Below are 20900 nucleotides of genomic sequence, written 5' to 3' on the forward strand. Positions count from 1 at the left end.
ATCCGATTCCGCCGGCGGCAACCACGGCGGAAGCGGCGCTGGCTGCTCCTGCGGCCGTTCCTCCCGCCACTGTGACGCCACCGCCGGCCACCGTTGCTGCGGGATGCGAAAGCGGAACCATGACCTCCGACTCACACCCGCAGCCCGACAAGGCGGACGTCGCTATCCTGATCGTCGACGACGACCCGCGGAACCTGTTCGCCGTGCGGGAGACGCTGGAGGATCTGGGGGCGCAGCTGGTGCTCGCCCGGTCGGGAGAGGAGGCGCTGAAGCATCTGCTGCGCCAGGACTTCGCCCTGATCCTGCTGGACGTGCACATGCCGGGGATGGACGGCTACGAGACGGCGGGGCTGATCCGTCTGCGCGAGAAGTCGCGCCATATCCCGATCATCTTCCTGACCGCCATCAACAAGGACGAGACGCACATCTTCCGCGGCTACGCCACCGGCGCCGTGGATTACATGTTCAAGCCGGTCGACCCGCAGATCCTGAAATGCAAGGTGTCGGTCTTCGTCGACCTCTACCGCAAAACGGAGGAGGTCAAGCGCGAGGTTGAGGCCAAGCAGCGCCTGCTGGACGAGAACGAGCGGGTGCGGCGCGAGATGCGGCAGGCCGAACAGGCGCTGCGCCGGTCCGAGGAGCGGCAGGCCCTGATTCTGGGCCAGCTTCCCATCGTGCTCTACACGGCCGACCTGACGCCGGGCATTCCGTTCCGCTACCTGTCCGACACGACTGAGACGGTGCTGGGTTGCCCCGCCGCCCGTTTCATCGAGGATCCAAATTTCTGGGAATCCGGGCTGCATCCGGACGACCGCAACCGCGTGCTGCGCCAGTTGGCGTCGATCCACGATGCCGGGCTGACCACGGTGGAATATCGGTGGCGCGGACCGGACGGCGGCGAGCGTCATCTGCTGGACCAGGCCGTGGTCGTGCGCGACGAGGACGGCCGGCCGGCCGAACTGTTCGGCACCATCATGGACGTGACCGAGACGCGCCAGGCCCAGCAGCAGCTGGCCCATGCGCAGAAGATGGAGATGGTCGGCCAGCTGACCGGCGGCATCGCCCATGATTTCAACAACATGCTGATGGTGGTGATCGGCAGTCTGGAGCGGCTGGTCCCCGGCCTTGCCGACGATCCCAAGGCGGCGCGCCGGGCCGAGATGGCACTGCAGGCGGCGCTGCGCTGCTCCGACATGACGCGGCGGCTGCTGACCTTTGCCCGGCGGCAGCAGCTTCACCCGGAACCGGTGGATCTCGGCGACCTCGTCGCCGGCATGGGCGAGCTGATGGAGCGCACGCTGGGCGGCGGTGTCGCCATCGCAATCGAGGCGCCGTCCGCCGATGCCGAGCCGCTGTGGATTGCCTCGGTCGACCGCTCCCAGGCGGAATCGGCCCTGCTGAACCTGGTCATCAACGCCCGCGATGCCATGCCCGGCGGCGGTACGCTGCGGATCAGCACGGCGAACACCCGGTTTGCGGAGCCGCAGACCGGAAACGGCATGTCGGTGGCGGCCGGCGACTATATCCTGCTGTCGGTGACGGACAGCGGATGCGGCATGCCGCCAGACGTGCTGGAGCGCGCCTTCGAGCCTTTCTTCACCACCAAGGAGACAGGGAAGGGCACCGGTCTCGGCCTTGCCATGATCCATGGCTTCGTCAAGCAGTCGGGCGGTCTGATCGGCATCGACAGCAAGCCCGGCAGCGGCACCACCTTCCGTCTCTATCTGCCGCGGGCGGCGATGGACGCCGCCCATGGCGGGCCTACCGACGAGGAGGACGGCCATGAAGCCTTCGCCGGCCGTGGCGAGACCGTGCTCGTGGTCGATGACGATGCCGACGTGCGGTCAGTTGCGGTGCAGGCGGTTACGGCTCTGGGATACCGCGTGCTGGAGGCCGATGGCGCCGAGGCGGCGCTGACCCTGCTGGACCGCCAGCCGGTCGATCTTCTGTTCACCGACATCGTCATGCCCGGCGGTCTGAACGGCCGCGAACTGGCGCTGGAGGGCTTGCGCCGCCATCCCTCCTTGCGGGTGCTGTTCGCCTCGGGCTATGCCAACGGAACGTCTGCGCCGGAACCGGAGGCCGGCGCGCCTGCCGACGCCGGCGGCACTGCCGATCCCGGCGCCGTTTTGGGGGCTGTGATGAGCCGGGCGGAGACGCTGTCCAAGCCATACCGTGACGGCGATCTGGCCCGTGCCCTGCGGCGCGCGCTGGATCTGCAGACCCCTCTTGCCCCGGCGGAGGCCATCCGGGGGTGATGAGGGGAATCGAGGGCGGCGTTGCCCCACGCCGCCGGTTGTGCATATCAGGTCAGGTTCTGGTTCATGGTTTTGTCCGATGATGCGCTTACGCTGTTGCGAGGTTCGATCCGGTCTGTCTGGGCGTTGGAGCTTCTTCTTCTTCTGCGGCGGACTCCCGATCGGGACTGGTCGAATGGCGATCTGGTCAGCGAGTTGCGCGGCAGCGAGGTGGTGGTGCAGGAGGCGCTGGCCGGGTTCCTCGGCGCCGGCCTGCTGGTGGCGCAGACCGACGGCTGCCACCGTTACCGCCCGGCCTCCCCGCTTCTGGACCAGTGGGTGGAGGAGATCGAGCAGGCCTATGCCACCCGTCCGTCCGCCATCATCCGGGAGATCTTCGCGGCTCCCGGCAACAAGGTGCAGATCTTTGCCGATTCCTTCCGTTTCCGCCTCAACGATTGATCTCAGTGACTGAAATGACCGCGGACTACATAGTCGGGAATGCGTGCCGTCCTCTGCGGGGGGAGAGCGGGGTGGGAGCGGCGACATGGATGTCGTGAAATCAGCGGTCTATCTGCTGTGCTTTGCCACCAGCCTGCTGTGCATGGTGCTGCTGCTGCGCAGCTGGCTGCGCTCCCGCAGCCGGCTTCTGCTGTGGAGCACGCTGTGCTTCGTCGGGCTGGCGGTGAACAATCTGCTGCTGTTCATCGATGTCGTCGTTCTGCCGACGCAGGTAGACCTGCTGCCGCTGCGCCAGTTCTCCGCCATGGCAGGCGTCGGCGTGCTGCTGTACGGCTTCATCTGGGATGCCGAGTGATGCTGCCCACCACCTCCAGCTTCTTCACCGGCGTGCTTGCAGCGCTCTATGCGGTGGCCGGGCTGTTCTTCCTCGGTTTCTGGAAACGGACGAGGGACGCGCTGTTCGTCAGCTTCGCGCTCGCCTTCCTGCTGCTGGCGCTGAATCAGATCGTGCTGGCGCTCGGCGGGCTGGAACGCGAGGAGCAGAGCTGGGTCTATGTGCTGCGCTTGCTGGCCTTCCTGCTGATCATCGGCGCCATCGTCCGCAAGAACCTGGAGGGGCGGCGGCGCTGAACCGCTTCGGTGACGGCCGCCTTTTACTTGCGGCCGTCACCGAAGCGGCGGCAGTCCCATTCGTCGGTCCCGGCTTCGGCCCGCCCGCCATTGGAGGTGCGGTAGCGCGAATCGTCGCATTGGCCGTTGCCGGCATAGCGGCTGTAGCCGCCGCGACCCCGGCCCTCATAGCCGCTCGCATAGCCATTGCCGTAATAGCCGCTGTTGTCGTAGCCGCCGCGATGGCGCTGATGCCGGCCGCGGTTGCGGTCGCCATCGTCGTCGTCGTCACCGCCGGCGGTGGCGGCCAGCACGCCAAGCCCCACCACCGCGGCACCGATCAGCAGGGCGCCGGCCATGTCGTCGTTGCCGTTGCCGGCACAGCCCGGCAACGCCAGCGAGCCGGCCAGGCAGACGGCCATCAGGGTCCTGCCGCCGAAGAACCCGCGCCTTGCCGCCGCTTGTGTCGTCGTTGCCATTGCCGCCTCCCGAAACAGGGGTTCATTTAGGCATGAACACATGAGCGGAGTTTTTCATCCGCTACCATTATAATTTCTTTTTAGAAATATTTGCGTGGCCCCGGTTCCGTTTGGCTGCTGCATACGGGAGGCCTACGGCGGGGCTTGGCCCGGCTGGCCGGAAGCCCTATGGTCGGCCAGCTGTCGCCAATATCGCCAGTTGTCGCCAATATCGGGAGTGCGTCGATGTTCACCGCAAGGATCCTGCTGCTCGGCTCCGGGGAGCTGGGCAAGGAATTCGTCATTGCCGCCAAGCGGCTGGGCTGCGAGGTCATCGCCTGCGACAGCTACGCCAACGCGCCGGCGATGCAGGTCGCCGATCAGGCGGAGGTGTTCTCCATGCTGGACGCCGACGCCCTGCGCGCCGCCATCGCCAAGCACCGCCCGGATTACATCGTGCCGGAGGTCGAGGCGATCCGAACCGAGGTGCTGCACGAATTCGAGGATGCCGGCACTACGGTCGTGCCGTCGGCCCGCGCCGCGACGATGACGATGAATCGCGACCGCATCCGTGAGGTTGCGGCGACGGAACTCGGTCTGCGCACCTCGCGCTACCGCTATGCCGAGAGCCTGGAGGAGGTACGCGCCGGGGCGGAACACACCGGATTCCCCTGCGTCGTCAAGCCGGTGATGTCGTCCTCCGGCAAGGGGCAGAGCACGGTGCAGGATTCCGCCGGGCTGGAGGCCGCCTGGGACTATGCGGTGGCGAACATGCGCGGCGACCGCCGCAAGGTGATCGTCGAGGAGTTCGTCCCCTTCGACTATGAGATCACGCTGCTGACCGTCCGCACCCGCGACGGCGTCCTCTATTGCGAGCCGATCGGCCACAGGCAGGAGCGCGGTGACTATCAGGAATCCTGGCAGCCGGTCGCCATGCCGCAGGCGATGCTGGACGACGCCAAGGCGATGGCGGCGCGCGTCGTCGACAATCTCGGCGGCTACGGCATCTTCGGCGTCGAATTCTTCGTCACCGCCAACGAGGTGATCTTCTCCGAACTGTCGCCGCGCCCGCATGACACCGGCATGGTCACGCTGCTGTCGCAGAACCTGTCGGAGTTCGAACTGCACGCCCGTGCCATCCTGGGCCTGCCGATCCCGAACATCCTGTGCCGTGCCCCGTCGGCCTCCGCCGTCATCCTGGCCGACCGCGAGGCGGAGAATTTCCGTATCGAGGGGCTGGCGGATGCGCTGCGCCTGGGCTCGAGCGAACAGGAGGTCGACGTCCGCCTGTTCGGCAAGCCGACCACCCGCAAGAACCGCCGCATGGGTGTCGCGCTTGCAACCGGCACCGACACCGACGATGCACGGGCGCGGGCCAAGCAGGCGGCGGACAAGGTGACGATCCGGTATCTGTGAGCCGTTGAGTTCGATCCTGCGGGCGGGGATACCCCGCCTGCAGGAGCCGTGTCAGACAGTGGCGGCGAGCATGCCAGCCGAGGGATCCGACCCGAACACCGGTGCGGCCCGGCCGGTTGTTGCCAGCGGGGTGGTGGATCGTCCTTCCCGGTAGCCGAAATTCACGTAATGGGCTGCCGCCGACGCTTCGCTGTTGCCAAACCGACGCTGAAGATCGGGATTCCGCGCCAGATAGGCAGCCGCGTTGAACGTCGTCGTCCGTCCTTCCAGCCGTCCCGTGGTGGCATAATGGAGGGCCGCTGCCGTTGTGCTGGATCCGAAGGCCTGGATCAGATCCGGGTTTGCCGCCAGATAACTCGTCGCATCGAAGGAGGTCTTTCGCCCCTCCAACCGACCGTTGGTGATGTAATGCCGGGTCGCTGTGACAGTGTCCACCCCGAAGGCCGCGGCCAGATCCGCGTTGGCGGCCAGATAACCGGCGGCATCGAAGCTGGTCGCACGGCTCTCAGTATAGCCGCTCCGAATGTAGTGAGTGAAGGCAGCAGCCTGATTGGTGCCGAAAACGGCGGCCAGATCCCGGTTTGCCGCCAGATACCCCAGGGCATCGAAACCAGCGGCACTCGAAGTCGGCACCATCCCGTCGTAATATCTGACGTATTCGACATTCATCAGAACGTCGCTGCCATTGCTGCGATCAAGAATGGCAACCTGTCCATTGAAGGCGATCAGCCTCGCGGTGCTCGTATATTGGAGATTGATGACGGTGTCGATACCTTCTCCGCCATCAATGGTATCGAAACCAGGGCTGGTATAGATCTGATCGTCACCTCCACCACCGCTGATGTAATCGTTTCCCGCGTATCCCTGTAAATAGTCCGTCTGGGATGAGCCAAATATTTGGTCGTCACCTGACAGCATCGACGGGACTGTCAATACATTAGAAAAATCATATGCGTTTGAAAAGCTCAGATTTGCATTGCTGATCGACAGCAGGATGTTTCCACTGGGCTGCGTCGCTGTGAGGGACGTAATTCTTCCTGATATGTTATTTCCGGTTATATTGATATTGCCATTTACTGTAGCGTCCATCACGGTCGCGCCGTTTTTTGTAAATCGGGCAACGATCTGCGATGGAGTTATTGAATACAGAAAAGAGTTGTCATAATCGATACCGGTACCACTTCCGCCATCCCATAAATGCAAGGGTACGTTTCCAACGACGATGCTCATATCAATCTCTCTTTCTATTTTCTGATTCCATCGCGCGGTCGGCATTCACTTCCGTATTCCGCGAGAAAACAGCCCAAGTCGCATCCAGAAGAAAGCTGCCCTTATTTCCAGTCATCGAGCAGAAAGAGGATTTTGTAACCTGAATGCACCTTTAAGTATATGCAGGAATCTCTAAAAAGTCTAGAGTTGAGCCCATCGGCTTCTGGGCATATGCAGTGATGTGTGGAGGACTCGCTTCACGCTACCTCCCCAGCAACCTGTCCACCCGCCTCAGCGCCGGGAACATCGCTGCCCACAGTCCGGCGAGCCCGATCGCGCCGACGCCGCCCAGCACCACCGCCGGAACCGCACCAACCAGCGCCGCGACGCTCCCGGATTCGAACTCGCCCAACTGGTTGGACGCGCCGATGAACAGCGAGGTGACGGCGCCGACCCGGCCGCGCATCTCGTCGGGGGTGGACAGTTGGACCAGCGTCTGGCGCACGAACATGCTGACCTGATCGGTGGCGCCGACCGCCAGCAGGGCGATGAAGGACAGAACCGGATCGGCCGACAGACCGAAGGCGACGGTGGCGACGCCGAAGCCGGCCACCGCGATCAGCATCCAGCGCCCTGCATGGCGCTTCACGCCCCAGCGGGTGATGACCATCGCCATGGCAAGCGCTCCCAATGCCGGAGCGGAGCGCAGCAGGCCGAGCCCCCACGGTCCGACATGCAGCACATCGCGTGCATAGATCGGCAGCAGCGCCGTCGCCCCGCCCAGCAGAACCGCGAACAGGTCAAGCGAGATGGCGCCCAGAATTTCCGGCCGGCTGCGGATAAAGGCGGCGCCGGCCAGCATGCTGGTCAGGCTCATGGCGCGCTTGGTCATGGTGACGGGGCGCGGCCGGCAGGCGGCGATCAGCAGGACCGACAGCGCCAGCATCGCCGTGCTGACGCCATAGACCGCCGCCGGACCGGCGATGTAGAGCAGGCCGCCCAGCGCCGGTCCGGAGATCTGCGCCACTTGGACGCCCGACGACTGCCAGGCGACGGCGTTCGGCAAATCCTCCACCGGAACGGTCGCGGACAGGATCGCCTGGTTGGCCGGACCCTCGAAGGATTTGGCGAGGCCGATCAGCGCCACCACGGCAAAGATGGCGTGGGGCGACAGGGCGCCCGCCATGGTCAGCAGGAACAGGGCGGCGACAGCGATCATCTCGACCGACAGGGCGCCAAACAGGACCGTCTTGCGGTCGTTGTTGTCGACCACATGGCCGGCCACCAGAACCAGCGCCAGCGAGGGCAGGAACTGGAACAGCCCGACCAGCCCGAGATCGAGCGGGTCGCCGGTCATGGAATAGACCTGCCAGCCGACCGCCACCACCTGCATCTGGATCGCCAGCATCGAACAGACCCGCGCGCTCCAGAACAGGGCGAAGGCGCGGTGACGGAAGGCCGACCGGAAACTATCCCCGGCCGCAGGGGCGCTGGTCATTCAAACTGGCTCCAGAAGTGTGGCGAGCCCCAGCCCGCCGCCGATGCCGAGCGTGGCGAGGCCCCGGCGGGGCGCACGGCCCGCAGCCGGGAACAGCATTTCGCTGAACAGGCGCGTCACCAGGATCGCCCCGGATGCGCCATAAGGATGGCCGAGCGCCAGGGCGCCGCCGCCGACCGAAACGCGCGATTGGTCGATGCCAAGCGCGTCGAGGCTCGCCAGCACCTGGGCGGCGAAGGCTTCATTGAATTCGACGAGGTCGATATCGGCGATTGTCAGGCCGGGGTTGCGGGCCAGCAGCTTGGTCACCGCCGGAATAGGGCCGGTGCCGAGGAGCTTCGGATCCACCCCCGCCGCGGTGCAGTCGACCACCGCCAACCCAAGGGTGAGGCCGAGCGTGCGGAACTTCCGCTCCGACACCACCGCCACCACGGCGGCACCGTCATTGACCGGGCAAGCGTTGCCTGCCGTGACCGTGCCGTCGGGCCGGAGGATCGGGCGCAGCGCCGCCAGCTTTTCAAGGCTGGTCTCGGCCCGCGGGCATTCATCGAGGGCGACGACGCGGCCGTCGCGGAGGTGCAGCGGAACGATCTCGCGGTCGAAGCGCCCGGCGGCCTGCGCAGCCAAGGCCTTGCGGTGGCTGTCCAGCGCGTAGCGGTCCTGGCGGGTGCGGTCGATGCCGTGGACAGTGGCGACAGTCTCCGCCGCCTCGATCATCGACGGGTCGCCGACCTCGTCGGGGGCGAAGCGGGCGCGGTCGTAGAAGGTCGGGCTGCGGTAGAGGCTGGAGGGTTTGGCGACGCGCCAGGGGGCGGTGCTGGTACTCTCCACCCCGCCGGCCAAGACGACGTCGCAGGCGCCGGACTGTACCAGCCGGGCGGCGAGATTGACCGCCTCCAGCCCCGATCCGCACTGCCGGTCAACCGTGACGCCGGGCACCGACACCGGCAGCCCGGCCGCCAGAGCCGACAGCCGTGCGACATTGCCGCCGGGACCGACCGCATTGCCCAGCAGAACCTCATCCACCTCCGCGGGGTCCAGGGTAGCGTCGGCCAGCACGGCGCGGATGACCGGAGCGGCGAGATCCTCGACGGGAAGCTCGCGCAAGCTGCCGCCGATGCGGCCGACCGGGGTCCGCCGGGCGGCGACGATGATGGGGCGGCTGGTCACGCCACCACCTCCAGCCCGCCGCCCGGTCCGCCGAGCTTCGCCCGCTCGCGCACATCGGCACGGGCGATCTTGCCGCTGCCGGTCAGGGGCATGTCGGACGCGGCGAAGACCAGCCGCGGCGCCTTGTAGCCCTCCAGCCGGCCCTGGCACCAGCCGCGCAGGTCGGCGAGCGAGGCGCGCGCGTTCCCGCGCCACCACACCACGGCGGACAGGGCGTCGCCCCAATAGGGATCGGGCAGCCCGAACACCACCGCCTCCGCCACCGCGGGATGGGCGCGCAGGACCGCTTCGACCTCTGCCGGGTAGACGTTCAGGCCGCCGGTGATGACCATGTCGCCGGCCCGCCCGACCAGCCGCAGCCAGCCTTCGCCGTCGATCCAGCCGTAATCGCCGACCGTGCCCCAGCCGTCCCGCTCGCGGTAGCCGGCGCCGTCGGTGACGCCGAGATAGCCGTCGCTCAGCATGAGGCTGCGCACCCAGACGGTGCCGGGCCGGCCGCGCTGCACCGGAAGGCCGTCATCGTCGCGCAGGCTCAGCTCAACCCCGTGGAAGGGGCGGCCGACGCTGTCGGCGGGGGCACCTTCGCGGGACGAGCGCAGGCTGACGAAGCTCAGCTCGGATGCGCCGTAATATTCCAGCACGGCGGCGTCGGGGCAGAGGGCGGCCAGCCGGTCATGCACTGCGGGCGCCAGCTTGGCGCCGGAACAGACCACCCGGCGAAGGGCGGGGAAGCGTCGGTCGTCGCGCTCGGCCGCGTCGAGGATGCCGACCAGCATCGTCGGCACCAGCACCAGCGTGGTGACGCCGCACTCCGCCAACTGCGCCGCCGCGTCGGTTCCGTCGAATTTCGGCTGCACCCGCACCGTGGCGCCGGCCGACAGCCCCTCCACCGCGCCATAGAGGCCCAGGCCATGGACCAGCGGACCCGGCACGAGAACGACGTCCTCGGCTCCAATCCCGAACTCCACCCGGCTCGCCTCCAGTGTCGCCAGCCAGGAGCCCTGGTTGCGGATGAAGGCCTTGGGCCGGCCGGTGGTGCCGGAGGTGAAGCCGACCAGGAATGGCGTCTTCGGATCGATGGCGGGGATGGTCCAGCCCGCCGGCTGCGCCGCGATCCAGCCGGCGGCGGTCTCGGTCGTCAGATGCAGATCGGGGCGGAAGGTCTCGATGGCCGCGGCGGTCTGCGCGGCGCTCCATTTCGGGTCGAGCAGACCGACGATGCCGCCGGCCGCGACGATGCCGAAGAACAGCGCCAGCAGTTCCGGCCGGTTGCCCAGGCTGAGCGCCACGCGCGGCGGCGCTCCATCCCGGCGCAGGGCAGCCACACCGGCACCGGTCCGCCGCAACTGCTCCAGCAGTGCGCCGTAGGACAGCGTTTCGTCACCGAAGATCAGGGCCGGATGGTCAGGCGTCCGTTCGGTGGCCAGCACGAAGGGGCGGACGAGGCTGTCCGCCCCCAGATAGCCGCCGGTCGCCAATGGCTGCTCCGGAATCATTTTCTCAGGCATGGATGGGCAGGATGCCGGCGCGGCGGACGCCCGAGGCGGCGACAGCGGCGATCCCGGCCTTGATCAGGTCGCCCGGCACGAAGGCCAGCGAGCCGAACACGGCCTTGTCGATCGGCAGACCGGCGACCAGCCACAGCCAGGGAATGCCGCCGGCATAGACGACCAGGATGCCGCCGAGTACGCTGACTGCGAACAGGCGGATCGGGTTGGCGGTGGTGGCGAAACGCTCCGCCAGCCAGCCGGTGACGAAGGCGCCGACCGGCCAGGACAGCACGAAGCCGCCGGTCGGCCCCAGCAGGACGCCGATGCCGCCGCGACCTCCCGCCAGCAGCGGCAGGCCGGCCGCGACCAGAAGCACGAACAGCAATGCCGCGATGCCGCCGCGCTTGGCGCCCAGGATGGTGCCGGCCAGCATGACGCCCAGCGTCTGCGCGGTGACCGGCACCGGCAGGAAGCCGAGCGGAATCGGCGGGGCCATGCCGAGCCCGCCCAGCAGGGCGGCGAACAGGGCGCAGAGGACGAGGTCGCGGGTGGACAACATGGCGGACGCTTCCTTCGGCTGGTGACGTTATCGTTGAGTATTGTTTTTGGTTTTGCTGTCGTTCGTCCCAGCATCGGCCGGGTCGTAACCGCGCGCTTCCAGTGCGGCGGTCAGATCATCGGCCATGGTGAGGATCTTGACCAGCAGCGGAACGAACAGGGCGGCTATGTTGCGCTCCACGCCGCGGGCACGCTGGGCCATCCGCACCTCGCGCACCTGTTCGCCCAGCAGCGGGATGAAGCGGATGGTCAGGGCCAGCATCAGCGCCATCTTCGCCGGGTTGACCCCGACCGGACGCAGCAGGCCGAACAGCCGCTCGAACAGATCGACCATGTCCATGACGCGGGTGGTCAGCGTGACCAGGGTCGCCAGCAGGATCAGGGCGGCGAAACGGGCGACGGCGACCGCCGTCTCCTCCCAGCCGCCGCCGGCCAGCAGCGCCTGGAAACCGAACAGCAGGGTCAGCATCAGCACCGGCGCCCGCAGCTCCGACAAGACTCGTCCGGCCGGCAGCTTTGCCGCCACCAGAACCGCGGCGCCGATCAGTCCGGCGGCCAGCGCCCCCCAGCTACCAGGCATGGCCAGCACCAGGATGGTCACCAGCAGCAGGCCGCCGAGCTTCGCCCCTGCCGGCAGGCGGTGAACGACCGACTCCCGATGCAGGTAGAGGCCCAGCATCAGCCGAGCCGCTCGATGTAGGCCGGCACGGTTTCCGCCGGCGGGCCGTCGGCGACGATGCGGCCATCCTCCAGCACCAGCGCCCGGTCGAAATCCTTGACCATGTCGAGGTCGTGAGTGACGACGATCACCGTCTGCGGCAGGCCGCGCAGCAGGTCGATCACCTTACGGCGGTTGCGCAGGTCGAGCAGCGTGGTCGGTTCGTCGAAGATCACGTAGGCCGGCTCCAGAACCAGCACCCCGGCAATGGCGAGCAGCTGTTTCTCGCCGCCGCTCATCTGGTGGGCGGGCTGGTGCCGGTAGCGGTCGAGGTTATAGCGCTCCAGCGCCCCGGCAACGCGGCGGGCGATCTCGTCCTTCGGCAGCTTGCGCGCCTTCAACCCGAAGGCGAGGTCCTCCTCCACCGTCGGGTAGACGATCTGTGTATCGGGATTCTGGAAGACAAAGCCGACCCGCTGCCGCACGGCCCGGCCGTCGCTGCGGGTATCCAGACCATCGACCGTGACGGTGCCGGCGGCCGGCACGATCAGCCCGTTCAGCAGGCGAGCCAGCGTGCTCTTCCCCGAGCCGTTGCCGCCGAGAATGGCGATGCGCCGCTCGGCCAGCCGCAGCGACAGGTCGTGCAGGACGGGGCGGTCGCCATAGGCGTGGGTGACGGACCGGAGTTCGATCATCGACGGAGCCAGGGCCTTCGCGGTGCAGTTCTGTTGCGTGTGCGAAAGGTTCTTAGCCGGTTTGTGGGCGGCGTTCCAGGGAAGAGCGTGGCCGTGGCGGCTTCGATTGGATTCCCATCCATGGTCGACTGCGCGCTCGCCCTATTCTGCCGCCTCGTTGTCCGCTGTGATCGGCTCTTCGAGCGGTACGGTCAATCGGCGTCGCTTCAAACCGACTTCTGGACTGATTGTACTTGGACGCCGCATCGCGGATCAGAAGGTGGGAGCGGCTTTGCTCTGGCGTTTGTAGTTTCCAGTTCCGTTGACATTGAACCCCATCCCACAAATGCCATCCTGCCTCACGTTGACGGCGCTTTCGGTAAAGGTGAATTCAATTTTACAGTCTCCATAGTCGCTTTCATCATTCGATGCGAATATCGCATGATTTCCGTTGAGAATTGCTACTCCCTCAACTTCGCCCGTGTTCATTTTGTACATGGCGCTCAGGCTGAATTTGATGGTGCTGACGGATTCTTGAGCGACAAGAAGCTCTCCGCCGGCGGCTTTATAGGTGCCGGAAACAGTTGCTGCCGCAGGGGTGGCGTGCTGCGGGGCGCTCAAGGCTGCCAACCGCGTTTGATAAGCCGATGCAAGACAAGTCACATCCGTGCAACGGTTTCGCTGCGCGATCCAGTTCTTCTGCTCGGTCTTGAGATCCGCCGGAGCGGTGCTGTTCTGAAGTGCAGCCTTGTAGGCGCGGCCAAGCTCGCTGTCGAGATTTGACAACCGTTCGTCGGAGCAAACCGCCTTTTCCACAGGTGTGCCGGCTTTACCGCAGTCGAAGCTTGCCGCGAAGCTGCTGCCGCCGCCAATTGCAGTCAGGGCAGCGGTCAGTATTAGAACCCGCATATCGACCTCATTGAGTCACGAGCATGCATGCTCACGCAACCGTTACAGAAGCGGAGAAGGCTGTGGCTCAGATCAACTATAGATACATGTGCGGTGGCAAGCGCATTCATCTGCTTGCCGCAAGGGAATTGCCGCATTCCGGACGTATGGCCGCCGGCTCTGGTTCAGAGATGATCTGCAACCGGGCGAGCCAGCCATCGGCGACGATCTAGCGAAATGGATCGCCAGCCCGCTGGCTGGTCAGCGTCCCGCATGTTGCAAAAATCAAAAGCTGTTCCGCTCGTGATAGGTCTGAAGGAACTGCTGCACCCGCGGTTCGGTGGACTCGTGGAAAACCTCGCGCGGGGTGCCGAAGGCGGCAATGCGACCGCGGTCGAGGAAGGCCACCTTATCGGCGACGTTGGCGGCGAAGCCCATCTCGTGGGTCACCACCACCATGGTCATGCCGTCGGCCGCCAGATCGCGCATCACCTGCAACACCTCGCCCACCAGTTCCGGGTCGAGTGCCGAGGTCGGCTCGTCGAACAGCATCAGGTGGGGTTCCATCGCGATGACGCGGGCGATGGCGACGCGCTGCTGCTGGCCGCCGGAGAGGCGGGCGGGGTAGCTGTCGGCCTTGGCGGCGAGACCCACCCGGTCCAGCATGCGGCGGGCATGGGCGGATGCTGCGGCCTTGTCCATGCCGCGGACCTGCACCAGGGCCTCGGCCACATTCTCCAGCGCGGTCATGTGGGGCCAAAGGTTGAACTGCTGGAACACCATGCCGACGTTGCGGCGCAGGTCGCGCAGGTCGCGGTTGGACAGGCGGCGGCGCGGCGTGTCCTCGCTGTAGCCGACCAGCTTGCCTTCGATGCGGATCTCGCCGCGGTCGTAGACCTCCAGGAAGTTGATGCAGCGCAGGAGCGTACTCTTGCCCGATCCGCTGGGACCGATCAGGCAGACGACCTCCGACTTGCTGACGGTCAGGTCGATGTCGCGCAGCACCTCGTTGGTGCCGAAACTCTTGCCGACGCCGCGGATGGAGACCATCGGCACGGCATCGCCCTGGACAGTGGTACGCGACAGGGGGACGGTTTGGGAAACGGCGGTCATCACGCCCTCGCGGTTGCAGTCTCGGACGAAGACCCTTGCGGCGAGGCGTGGGTCAGGAAACGGGTGACGCGCGCCTCCAGCCGGCGGCCCAGGCGCGACACCACCTCCACCAGCAGCCAGTAGAACAGCGCCATCCCGAGGATGGTCTCGAAGGTGGCGAAGGTCTCCGCCGCCATCGTCTGCATCTCGTACATCAGTTCCGGCACGGTGATGATGGACAGCACCACCGTCTCCTTGGTCAGGATCGCCATCATGTTGACGATGGCCGGGATGGTCGACACCAGCATCGCCGGCACGATCACCCGTCGCAGGATGGCGCCATAGGACATGCCGAGGCTGAGCGCCGCCTCCACCTGCCCCTTCGGCACCGCCTGATAGCCGGCGCGGAAGATCTCGGCGAAATAGGCGCTGCCGTAGATGCCGAGGCCGAGGATGCCGGCGGTCGTCGCCTCCAGCCGCAGGCCGATGGACGGGCCGCCGCTGTAGAGCAGGAACAGCTGGATCAGGAAGGGCGTGCCGCGGATCACCTCGATATAGGCGCGGATGACCCAGCGCAGCGGCTTCACCGGCAATTGCCGCAGCAGCATGAGCGCGAAGCCCAGCACCATGCCGATGAGGCAGCCAGCGCCCCAGCACAGGATGGTGATGCCGAAGCCGCGCAGCAGCGCCGGGCCGTACTGGACGAGAAGGGAAAGGTCCAACATCGGATCAGGCCTGTTGAAGGCGGCGTTCGACCAGCGTGCCGAACAGGGCCAGTGCGCCGTTGATCGCCAGATAGATGATGCCGGCCGCCAGATAAATCTCGAGCGGGCGGTAGTTGCTGGCCGAGATGGTCTGGCTGGTCCGCGTCAGCTCCGCCACCCCGACGACGGAGATCAGCGAGGATGCCTTCAGCAGCAGGATCAGCTCGTTGACCAGTGCGGGGACCGAGATGCGGAAAGCCTGCGGCAGCAGGATGCGCGTCCAGATCGACGATCCGGGAAAGCCCAGCGCCAGCGCCGCTTCCGACTGGCCGTGCGGGACGGCGTTCAGCGCGCCGCGGTAGATCTCCGACACATAGGCGCCGGACGCGAGGCCGAGTGCGGCGATGGAGGCGACCAGCGGCGGCACGTCGATGCCGACCAGCGGCAGCATGTAGTAGATCAGCAGAAGCTGGATCAGCAGCGGAACGCCGCGGAAGAAGCTGACATAGACACCGCCGGCAATGTCGGCCGCCCGGCCGCCGGACTGGCGCGCGACGCAGACGACAACGCCGATCACCTGCCCCAGCAGCACGCCGAGCAGAGAGACCCAGATGGTCGTGACGGCCGCTCCCAGCAGATAGGGAAAGGCGTCGATGATGACGCTGAACTTCATCGTGTGGGCCTTCGTCGGCGGTGCCGGAGCCTGTTTCCCTCTCCCCGCCTCCGGCGGAGCCTTGGAGCCGCCAGTCGTGGTGGCGGGAGAGAGGGAATAGGCAGGTTTGCCTTAGAGCTGCGGTTCCGGAACGGTGGTCGGCAGCTCCTGCGAGACGCCGAACCACTTCTTCTGGATGGCGGCCATGCGGCCGTCCTTCTGGATCTTGACCAGGGCGGCGTTGACCGCCTCGATCAGGCTCTTGTCGTCGTCGCTGGGACGGCCGACCCAGGAGAAGTAGGAGGGCTTGCCGAAGGGCGGCAGGACGACGGCGAAGGTCTCCTTGCGCTGGGCGGCGGCGAAGTTCAGGTTCGGCAGCGAGTTGACCGAGGCGTCGACGCGGCCGGCGGCCAGATCGGCGTAGGACTGGTTGCTGTCGACATATTCACGAACGTCCGGCGGGGTCGGCAGCGTCTGGCCGAACTCCTTCACCTGGGCCAGCTGCGAGGTGCCCTTGCCGCCGCCGACCTTCTTGCCGGCGATGTCTTCCGGCTTGTTGATGGTCTTGTCGTCGGCGCGCTTCATCAGGGCAGCGGTCGCTTCCGAAATCGGAACGGTGAAGGAATAGCGCTTCATGCGCTCCTTCGTGATGGTGACCGGGGCGATGACCAGATCGAACTTCTTGGCTTCCAGACCCGGCAGCACGCTGGTCCAGGGCAGGTCCATGTACTTGGCCTTGACGCCCAGCTCCTTCGCCACCTCGTCGAACAGGTCCTTGTCGACGCCCTTGTACTCGTTGTTCTCAAGGAAATCGAAGGGCGGGAACTGCATCTCGGTGGCGACGGTGAAGACGCCCGCCTTCTTCACGTCGGCCAGCGTGTCGGCCATCGCCGTCCCGGCGGCGGCACCGGTGACCAGCAGGGTGGCGCCCAGCAGTGCCGTCTTGAACATCGTCCGAACCATAGCCTTGCTCTCCATCATGAAGTCACCCCTGTTGCGGCCGGCGCCTGTCACCGGTCCTTTTGTGTTTACAAATTCAACTCGGTCGCGCTGTCGGTGATCGACGATCCGCTGAGGCTGAAGCGGTCTCCGACCGAGAGAAAGTGAACCAGCGTCACCGGCCTGCTGAGATGCATGGTCTGCCGCCGGATCGACAGGCAGGCCGCACCGGCTTCCACCCCCAGCAAGGCCGCCATCTCCGCCGTCGCGTTGACCGCGCGCACGGTGTGGTCGGCCGATGACCAGGGAACCCGGTCGACCAGCCATCGGCTGGGTGCCACGACATCGAAGGATTCGTCAACCACCTCCGGCACGACGTCGAGATTGACCAGCCGGCGTTCGTGCTGGATCGGCGTACCGTCGCTGAAATGCAGGCATTCCAGCGTCAGGATCGGCGTTCCGTCGGGCAGGTCGGGCCAGCGGATGCCCTCGCCGTTGCGAAAAATCTTGCGGTCGCGGATGCGGAATTCGTAGACACGCCCATCCCGCGCCACCACGTCGCCGATGTCCTCGATGGGCAGGGCGAATCGGTCGCGGCGGCTGGTGGCGACGAAGGTTCCGGCACGGCGGCGGCGGACCAGGAAGCCCTCCCGCGCCAGCAGGGCAATGGCCTTGTGTACGGTCTGGCGGGAAACGCCGTAGAGGCTGGACAATTCAGCCTCGTTGGGAAGGCGCTGGCCCGCCTGCCAGCGTCCCCGCAGGATCTGCCCGGCGACCGCGCGCTTGATCTGGTCGAACAGGGGGCCGCGGCCGTCGAGGGTGCTGTCAGGCGTCAGGCCGGCTTGCAACGGATGGTCCGGCGGGGACGCCGGTCCGTTACCGCGGTTCTGTCCGGTCAGGCCTTGCCGTGCCAACCCCTGCACCCCGCTCTCCGCGCCGCGATGTGACGTTTCGACGATAATGTATGTACATAATCTTTCGGTCAATCGCGAATTCCCGAACGTGACACAACCCATGTTGCAACGCGGCGGAATTCCGCCTATCCGCTTCGCAGGGGCTTGCGCCAACGCTAATAAAAGCCAATTGGAGAGCGGGTTTCGTCGGCTGGAAGGTTTGCGTGCGTGCATGTCGGTTGGAACGGGCAAGGAAGGGTTGAAGGTGCCGGCGGCGGAGAGTCGTGACGATCTCGTCGCCTGTCCCGACTGCGGCCGCCTCCACCGCGTCCGCCTGCCGACGCCGGGCCGCCGGGCCGAGTGCACGCGCTGCGGCGCGGTGCTGTTCCGGAATGGGCGCGGCGGCGTCCGCCACGCGCTGCCCATGGCGGTCGCCAGCGCCCTGATGCTGATGCTCATCGCCGCCAACCCGCTGATGGGCGTGAACATCCAGGGCAACGACCGCACAAGCCTTGTCACCACCGGGGTCGAGATCCTGGCCGACCAGGGCATGTGGCCGCTGTCGCTGCTGGTCGGCGCGCTGGTGCTGGCCGCCCCCTTCGCCCGCATCATGGCGGTGATCGCCGTGCTGCAGCGGCTGCATGACGGTCGCCCTCCCGCCCACGTGCGGGAGACGGCGCGGCTGTTCGCCTGGGCCGAGAAGCTGCGGCCCTGGGCGATGCTGGACGTCTTCCTGCTCGGGCTGCTGGTCGGCTATTCGCGGCTGAAGGGCTTCGCCAACGCGGAGTTCCTGGCCGGCGGGCTGGCGCTGGGCGGTTTCGTGCTGGCCGGCACGCTGATGGACCTGGCGCTCGACAGCCGCCGGGTCTGGCAGGCGATCGACCATGTGCCGCCCGGCGATGCGCCGGCGCCCAGGCGCTGGGTCGCCTGCACCGTCTGCCAGCGGGTCCATGGCTGCGACCATGGGCCGGCGCCGGACCGCTGCACCCGCTGCCACAGCCGCCTGCACCCGCGTGAGCCGAACAGCCTGGAGCGGACCGCTGCGCTGGTGTCCGCCGGCGCCGTGCTCTACATCCCGGCCAACCTGCTGCCGGTGATGACCGTCGTCAATTTCGGCCAAGGGGCCCCCAGCACGATCCTCAGCGGCGTGCATGAACTGGCGGAGGCCGGGCTGTGGCCGCTGGCCCTGCTGGTCTTCGTCGCCAGCGTCGCCGTGCCGGTGCTGAAGCTGGCGGGGCTCGGCTGGTTCCTCCTGGCCGCGTGGCGGCGTTCGGCCGCCAGGCTGCACGCCCGGACGCGGCTGTACCGCATCATCGACGCCATCGGGCGCTGGTCCAACATCGACGTGTTCATGATCGCCATCCTCACGGCACTGGTGCAGTTCGGCGCCGTCGCCTCCGTCCGCGCCGATCCCGGCGCCATCGCCTTCGCCGGCGTGGTCGTGCTGACCATGATCGCAAGCCACATTTTCGACCCGCGGGTGATGTGGGACCGCGCGGAAGAGGGAGCGCCCGATGCGGCGCAGAACGAACAGGCTGGAATGACGCGGCATGGCTGACGAGATCCGAGACAACGACCGGCCGGCTCCCCATTCGCCGGAAAGCCACCCGTCTGGCGGCCATCCGCCTGCCGATCACCCGCCCGAGGTCGCGACACCGCCGCGCCGGCGGCTGTCGCCCCTGTGGCTGCTGCCGCTGGTGGCGGCGCTGATCGCCGGCTGGCTCGGCTGGCGCTGGTTCGAGGAGCGCGGGCCGCAGATCGTCATCACCTTCCAGTCCGGCGACGGGCTGGAGGCCGGGCGGACCCGCATCAAGCACAAGAACGTCGATCTGGGCGTGATCGAATCGGTGCGGCTGTCCGATGACCTGTCCCAGGTGATCGCCACGGCGCGGATGGACCGCGCCGCCGCCCGCCACCTGAAGGACGGCACCCGCTTCTGGGTGGTGGCGCCGCGCCTCGGCCTCGGCGGTGTGTCGGGGCTCAGCACCGTGGTGTCCGGCACCTATGTGGAGATGGAGCCCGGCGGCGGCGATGACCGGCGGGAGTTCGATGCGCTGGACGAGCCGCCGGTGGTCCGCGCCGACGTGCCGGGCCGCAGCTTCAACCTGAAGACCGAGCAGCTGGGGTCGCTGGCCCAGGGTTCTCCCGTCTATTTCCGCGGTGTCCAGGTGGGCGAGGTGATGGGCTACAACCTGTCGCCGCAGGACCGCAGCGTGTCGGTGGCGATCTTCGTCCGTGCGCCCTATGAGGGGCTGGTGCATGAGGGAAGCCGCTTCTGGCGGTCGTCGGGCATCCAGTTCTCAGCCGGGGCCGACGGCATCAAGTTCCAGACGGAATCGCTGAAGTCGCTGGCGCTGGGCGGCGTGGTGCTGGAAACCCCGGCGGATCCTGAGGCTGGAGCCCAGGCGCTGGATTGGGCCAGCTTCACGCTTTACGAGGATCAGGCGTCCGCCGCCGCTGCCCGCGACCGGCTGCGTGTGCGCTATCGGCTGGAGTTCCCCGGTTCGGTCCAGGGACTGCAGGCCGGTGCCCCGGTGCTGATGCGCGGGCTGACGGTGGGCCATGTCGCCGCCGTACGGCTGGTGTATGACGAGGCCAGGGAGGAACTGCACATACCCGTCGACATCGATTTTGAGCCCGATCTGGTCGCCCGGACCTATGCGGTGATCGACGGCAAGCCGATGGACGAGGCGGCGGTGCGCAAGCTGGTCGCCATGCAGGTGGAGAAGGGTCTGCGGGCCCGGTTGGCCTCGGGCAACCTGATCACCGGGCAGAAGCTGGTCTCCTTCGACTACGCTCCCGGCCTGCCGCCCTCGCCGGGATCGGAGCGGTCGGAGCTGCCGACGGTGGCCTCCAGCGACCTCGATGCGATCATGGCCTCGGCCGGGGTGGTGATGGAGAAGGTTTCCGCCCTGCCGCTGGACGGGCTGATCGCCGACCTGCGCGGCACCTTGCAGTCGGTTGGCGGCCTCGCCGGTTCGCCGGACCTCGCGCGGTCGCTGGCCGCACTCGCCAAGGCGCTGGGCAGCGCCGATGCGCTGATGCGCGACACCAACCGGCAACTGCCGCAACTGCTGACGAGCCTGCGCGGGGTGGCGACCGCGGCGGAAGGCACGCTGAAGAATGCCAGCGGGCTGCTGGGCGGTGGGAGTGGACAGGCCGACCTGCCGGGCGTGATGCGGCAGTTGAACGACGCCGCGCGGTCCTTCCGCGTGCTGGCAGACTATCTTGAACGCCATCCGGAAGCGCTGCTGCAAGGCAAGAAATAATGGGATGGGGAGCAGAGGGGATGA

The 20900-nt window shown here is 67.0% G+C and carries 21 protein-coding genes; 7 read left to right on the forward strand and 14 right to left on the reverse strand.

What is annotated here, in order from left to right; all coding sequences use genetic code 11:
• Positions 1 to 119 precede the first annotated feature (119 nt).
• From TSH64_RS33645 to TSH64_RS33660, 4 genes are all read left to right on the forward strand, one after another.
• Positions 120 to 2258: a response regulator gene (locus tag TSH64_RS33645; RefSeq protein WP_109453300.1), complete on the forward strand. Its 2139-nt coding sequence runs from the start codon at positions 120 to 122 to the stop codon at positions 2256 to 2258.
• 66 nt (positions 2259 to 2324) lie between these two features.
• Complete coding sequence (locus TSH64_RS33650) at positions 2325 to 2699, forward strand: hypothetical protein (protein ID WP_109453302.1); 375 nt, start codon at positions 2325 to 2327, stop codon at positions 2697 to 2699.
• 85 nt (positions 2700 to 2784) lie between these two features.
• On the forward strand, positions 2785 to 3054 hold the full coding sequence (locus tag TSH64_RS33655; RefSeq protein ID WP_199237736.1) for a DUF5985 family protein: 270 nt from the start codon (positions 2785 to 2787) through the stop codon (positions 3052 to 3054).
• Positions 3054 to 3329 (forward strand): DUF5985 family protein, encoded by a 276-nt coding sequence (locus tag TSH64_RS33660; protein WP_109048699.1) that lies wholly within the window; start codon positions 3054 to 3056, stop codon positions 3327 to 3329. The genes TSH64_RS33655 and TSH64_RS33660 overlap by 1 nt, the downstream gene beginning before the upstream one ends.
• A 23-nt stretch (positions 3330 to 3352) precedes the next feature.
• Here the strand turns inward: TSH64_RS33660 and TSH64_RS33665 are convergent, their stop codons facing one another.
• Entirely contained in the window at positions 3353 to 3787 is a 435-nt protein-coding gene (locus tag TSH64_RS33665; RefSeq protein ID WP_109451742.1) for a hypothetical protein, read from the reverse strand.
• 225 nt (positions 3788 to 4012) lie between these two features.
• Here TSH64_RS33665 and purT point away from each other — a divergent pair, with 225 nt between their 5' ends.
• Positions 4013 to 5182, forward strand: a complete 1170-nt coding sequence (gene purT, locus TSH64_RS33670) for a formate-dependent phosphoribosylglycinamide formyltransferase (protein ID WP_109451745.1) — start codon at positions 4013 to 4015, stop codon at positions 5180 to 5182.
• Positions 5183 to 5233: 51 nt separating this feature from the next.
• Here purT and TSH64_RS33675 read toward each other — a convergent pair whose 3' ends face one another.
• The 13 genes from TSH64_RS33675 to TSH64_RS33735 form a co-directional block, all read right to left on the reverse strand.
• Entirely contained in the window at positions 5234 to 6412 is a 1179-nt protein-coding gene (locus TSH64_RS33675) for a hypothetical protein (RefSeq protein ID WP_109451747.1), read from the reverse strand.
• A gap of 241 nt (positions 6413 to 6653) precedes the next feature.
• The gene (locus tag TSH64_RS33680) at positions 6654 to 7889 is read right to left on the reverse strand and encodes an MFS transporter (RefSeq protein WP_109451749.1); all 1236 of its coding nucleotides are present in this window, start codon (positions 7887 to 7889) and stop codon (positions 6654 to 6656) included.
• Complete coding sequence (locus TSH64_RS33685) at positions 7890 to 9059, reverse strand: thiolase family protein (protein WP_109451752.1); 1170 nt, start codon at positions 9057 to 9059, stop codon at positions 7890 to 7892.
• Positions 9056 to 10567, reverse strand: coding sequence for an AMP-binding protein (locus TSH64_RS33690; protein ID WP_247873311.1), 1512 nt, complete (start codon positions 10565 to 10567; stop codon positions 9056 to 9058). The genes TSH64_RS33685 and TSH64_RS33690 overlap by 4 nt, the downstream gene beginning before the upstream one ends.
• On the reverse strand, positions 10560 to 11108 hold the full coding sequence (locus TSH64_RS33695) for a biotin transporter BioY (protein WP_109451757.1): 549 nt from the start codon (positions 11106 to 11108) through the stop codon (positions 10560 to 10562). The genes TSH64_RS33690 and TSH64_RS33695 overlap by 8 nt, the downstream gene beginning before the upstream one ends.
• Positions 11109 to 11135: 27 nt before the next feature.
• The gene (locus TSH64_RS33700; protein ID WP_109451759.1) at positions 11136 to 11786 is read right to left on the reverse strand and encodes an energy-coupling factor transporter transmembrane protein EcfT; all 651 of its coding nucleotides are present in this window, start codon (positions 11784 to 11786) and stop codon (positions 11136 to 11138) included.
• Positions 11786 to 12460 (reverse strand): ATP-binding cassette domain-containing protein, encoded by a 675-nt coding sequence (locus TSH64_RS33705; RefSeq protein WP_109451761.1) that lies wholly within the window; start codon positions 12458 to 12460, stop codon positions 11786 to 11788. Before TSH64_RS33705 ends, TSH64_RS33700 begins: the two co-directional genes overlap by 1 nt.
• Before the next feature lie 252 nt (positions 12461 to 12712).
• Positions 12713 to 13348, reverse strand: a complete 636-nt coding sequence (locus TSH64_RS33710; RefSeq protein WP_109451763.1) for a lysozyme inhibitor LprI family protein — start codon at positions 13346 to 13348, stop codon at positions 12713 to 12715.
• Between the two features lie 264 nt (positions 13349 to 13612).
• A complete protein-coding gene (locus TSH64_RS33715) occupies positions 13613 to 14440 on the reverse strand; it encodes an amino acid ABC transporter ATP-binding protein (RefSeq protein WP_109451766.1) in 828 nt (275 codons plus the stop codon).
• Positions 14440 to 15144 carry an amino acid ABC transporter permease gene (locus TSH64_RS33720; RefSeq protein WP_109451769.1) on the reverse strand — a complete coding sequence of 235 codons (705 nt, stop codon included), beginning with the start codon at positions 15142 to 15144 and terminating at the stop codon, positions 14440 to 14442. The genes TSH64_RS33715 and TSH64_RS33720 overlap by 1 nt, the downstream gene beginning before the upstream one ends.
• 4 nt (positions 15145 to 15148) lie before the next feature.
• Entirely contained in the window at positions 15149 to 15796 is a 648-nt protein-coding gene (locus TSH64_RS33725) for an amino acid ABC transporter permease (RefSeq protein WP_109451771.1), read from the reverse strand.
• 111 nt (positions 15797 to 15907) lie between these two features.
• The gene (locus TSH64_RS33730) at positions 15908 to 16738 is read right to left on the reverse strand and encodes a transporter substrate-binding domain-containing protein (protein WP_247873312.1); all 831 of its coding nucleotides are present in this window, start codon (positions 16736 to 16738) and stop codon (positions 15908 to 15910) included.
• A 65-nt stretch (positions 16739 to 16803) separates the two neighbouring features.
• Positions 16804 to 17562, reverse strand: a complete 759-nt coding sequence (locus TSH64_RS33735) for a GntR family transcriptional regulator (protein ID WP_247873313.1) — start codon at positions 17560 to 17562, stop codon at positions 16804 to 16806.
• A gap of 277 nt (positions 17563 to 17839) precedes the next feature.
• Here TSH64_RS33735 and TSH64_RS33740 point away from each other — a divergent pair, with 277 nt between their 5' ends.
• Entirely contained in the window at positions 17840 to 19165 is a 1326-nt protein-coding gene (locus TSH64_RS33740; RefSeq protein WP_247873314.1) for a paraquat-inducible protein A, read from the forward strand.
• Positions 19158 to 20876: an MlaD family protein gene (locus TSH64_RS33745; protein WP_109451777.1), complete on the forward strand. Its 1719-nt coding sequence runs from the start codon at positions 19158 to 19160 to the stop codon at positions 20874 to 20876. Before TSH64_RS33740 ends, TSH64_RS33745 begins: the two co-directional genes overlap by 8 nt.
• The last annotated feature ends 24 nt before the right edge of the window (positions 20877 to 20900 follow it).

Source organism: Azospirillum sp. TSH64, from assembly GCF_003116035.1.
In the GTDB taxonomy this organism is placed as follows: Bacteria; Pseudomonadota; Alphaproteobacteria; order Azospirillales; family Azospirillaceae; genus Azospirillum.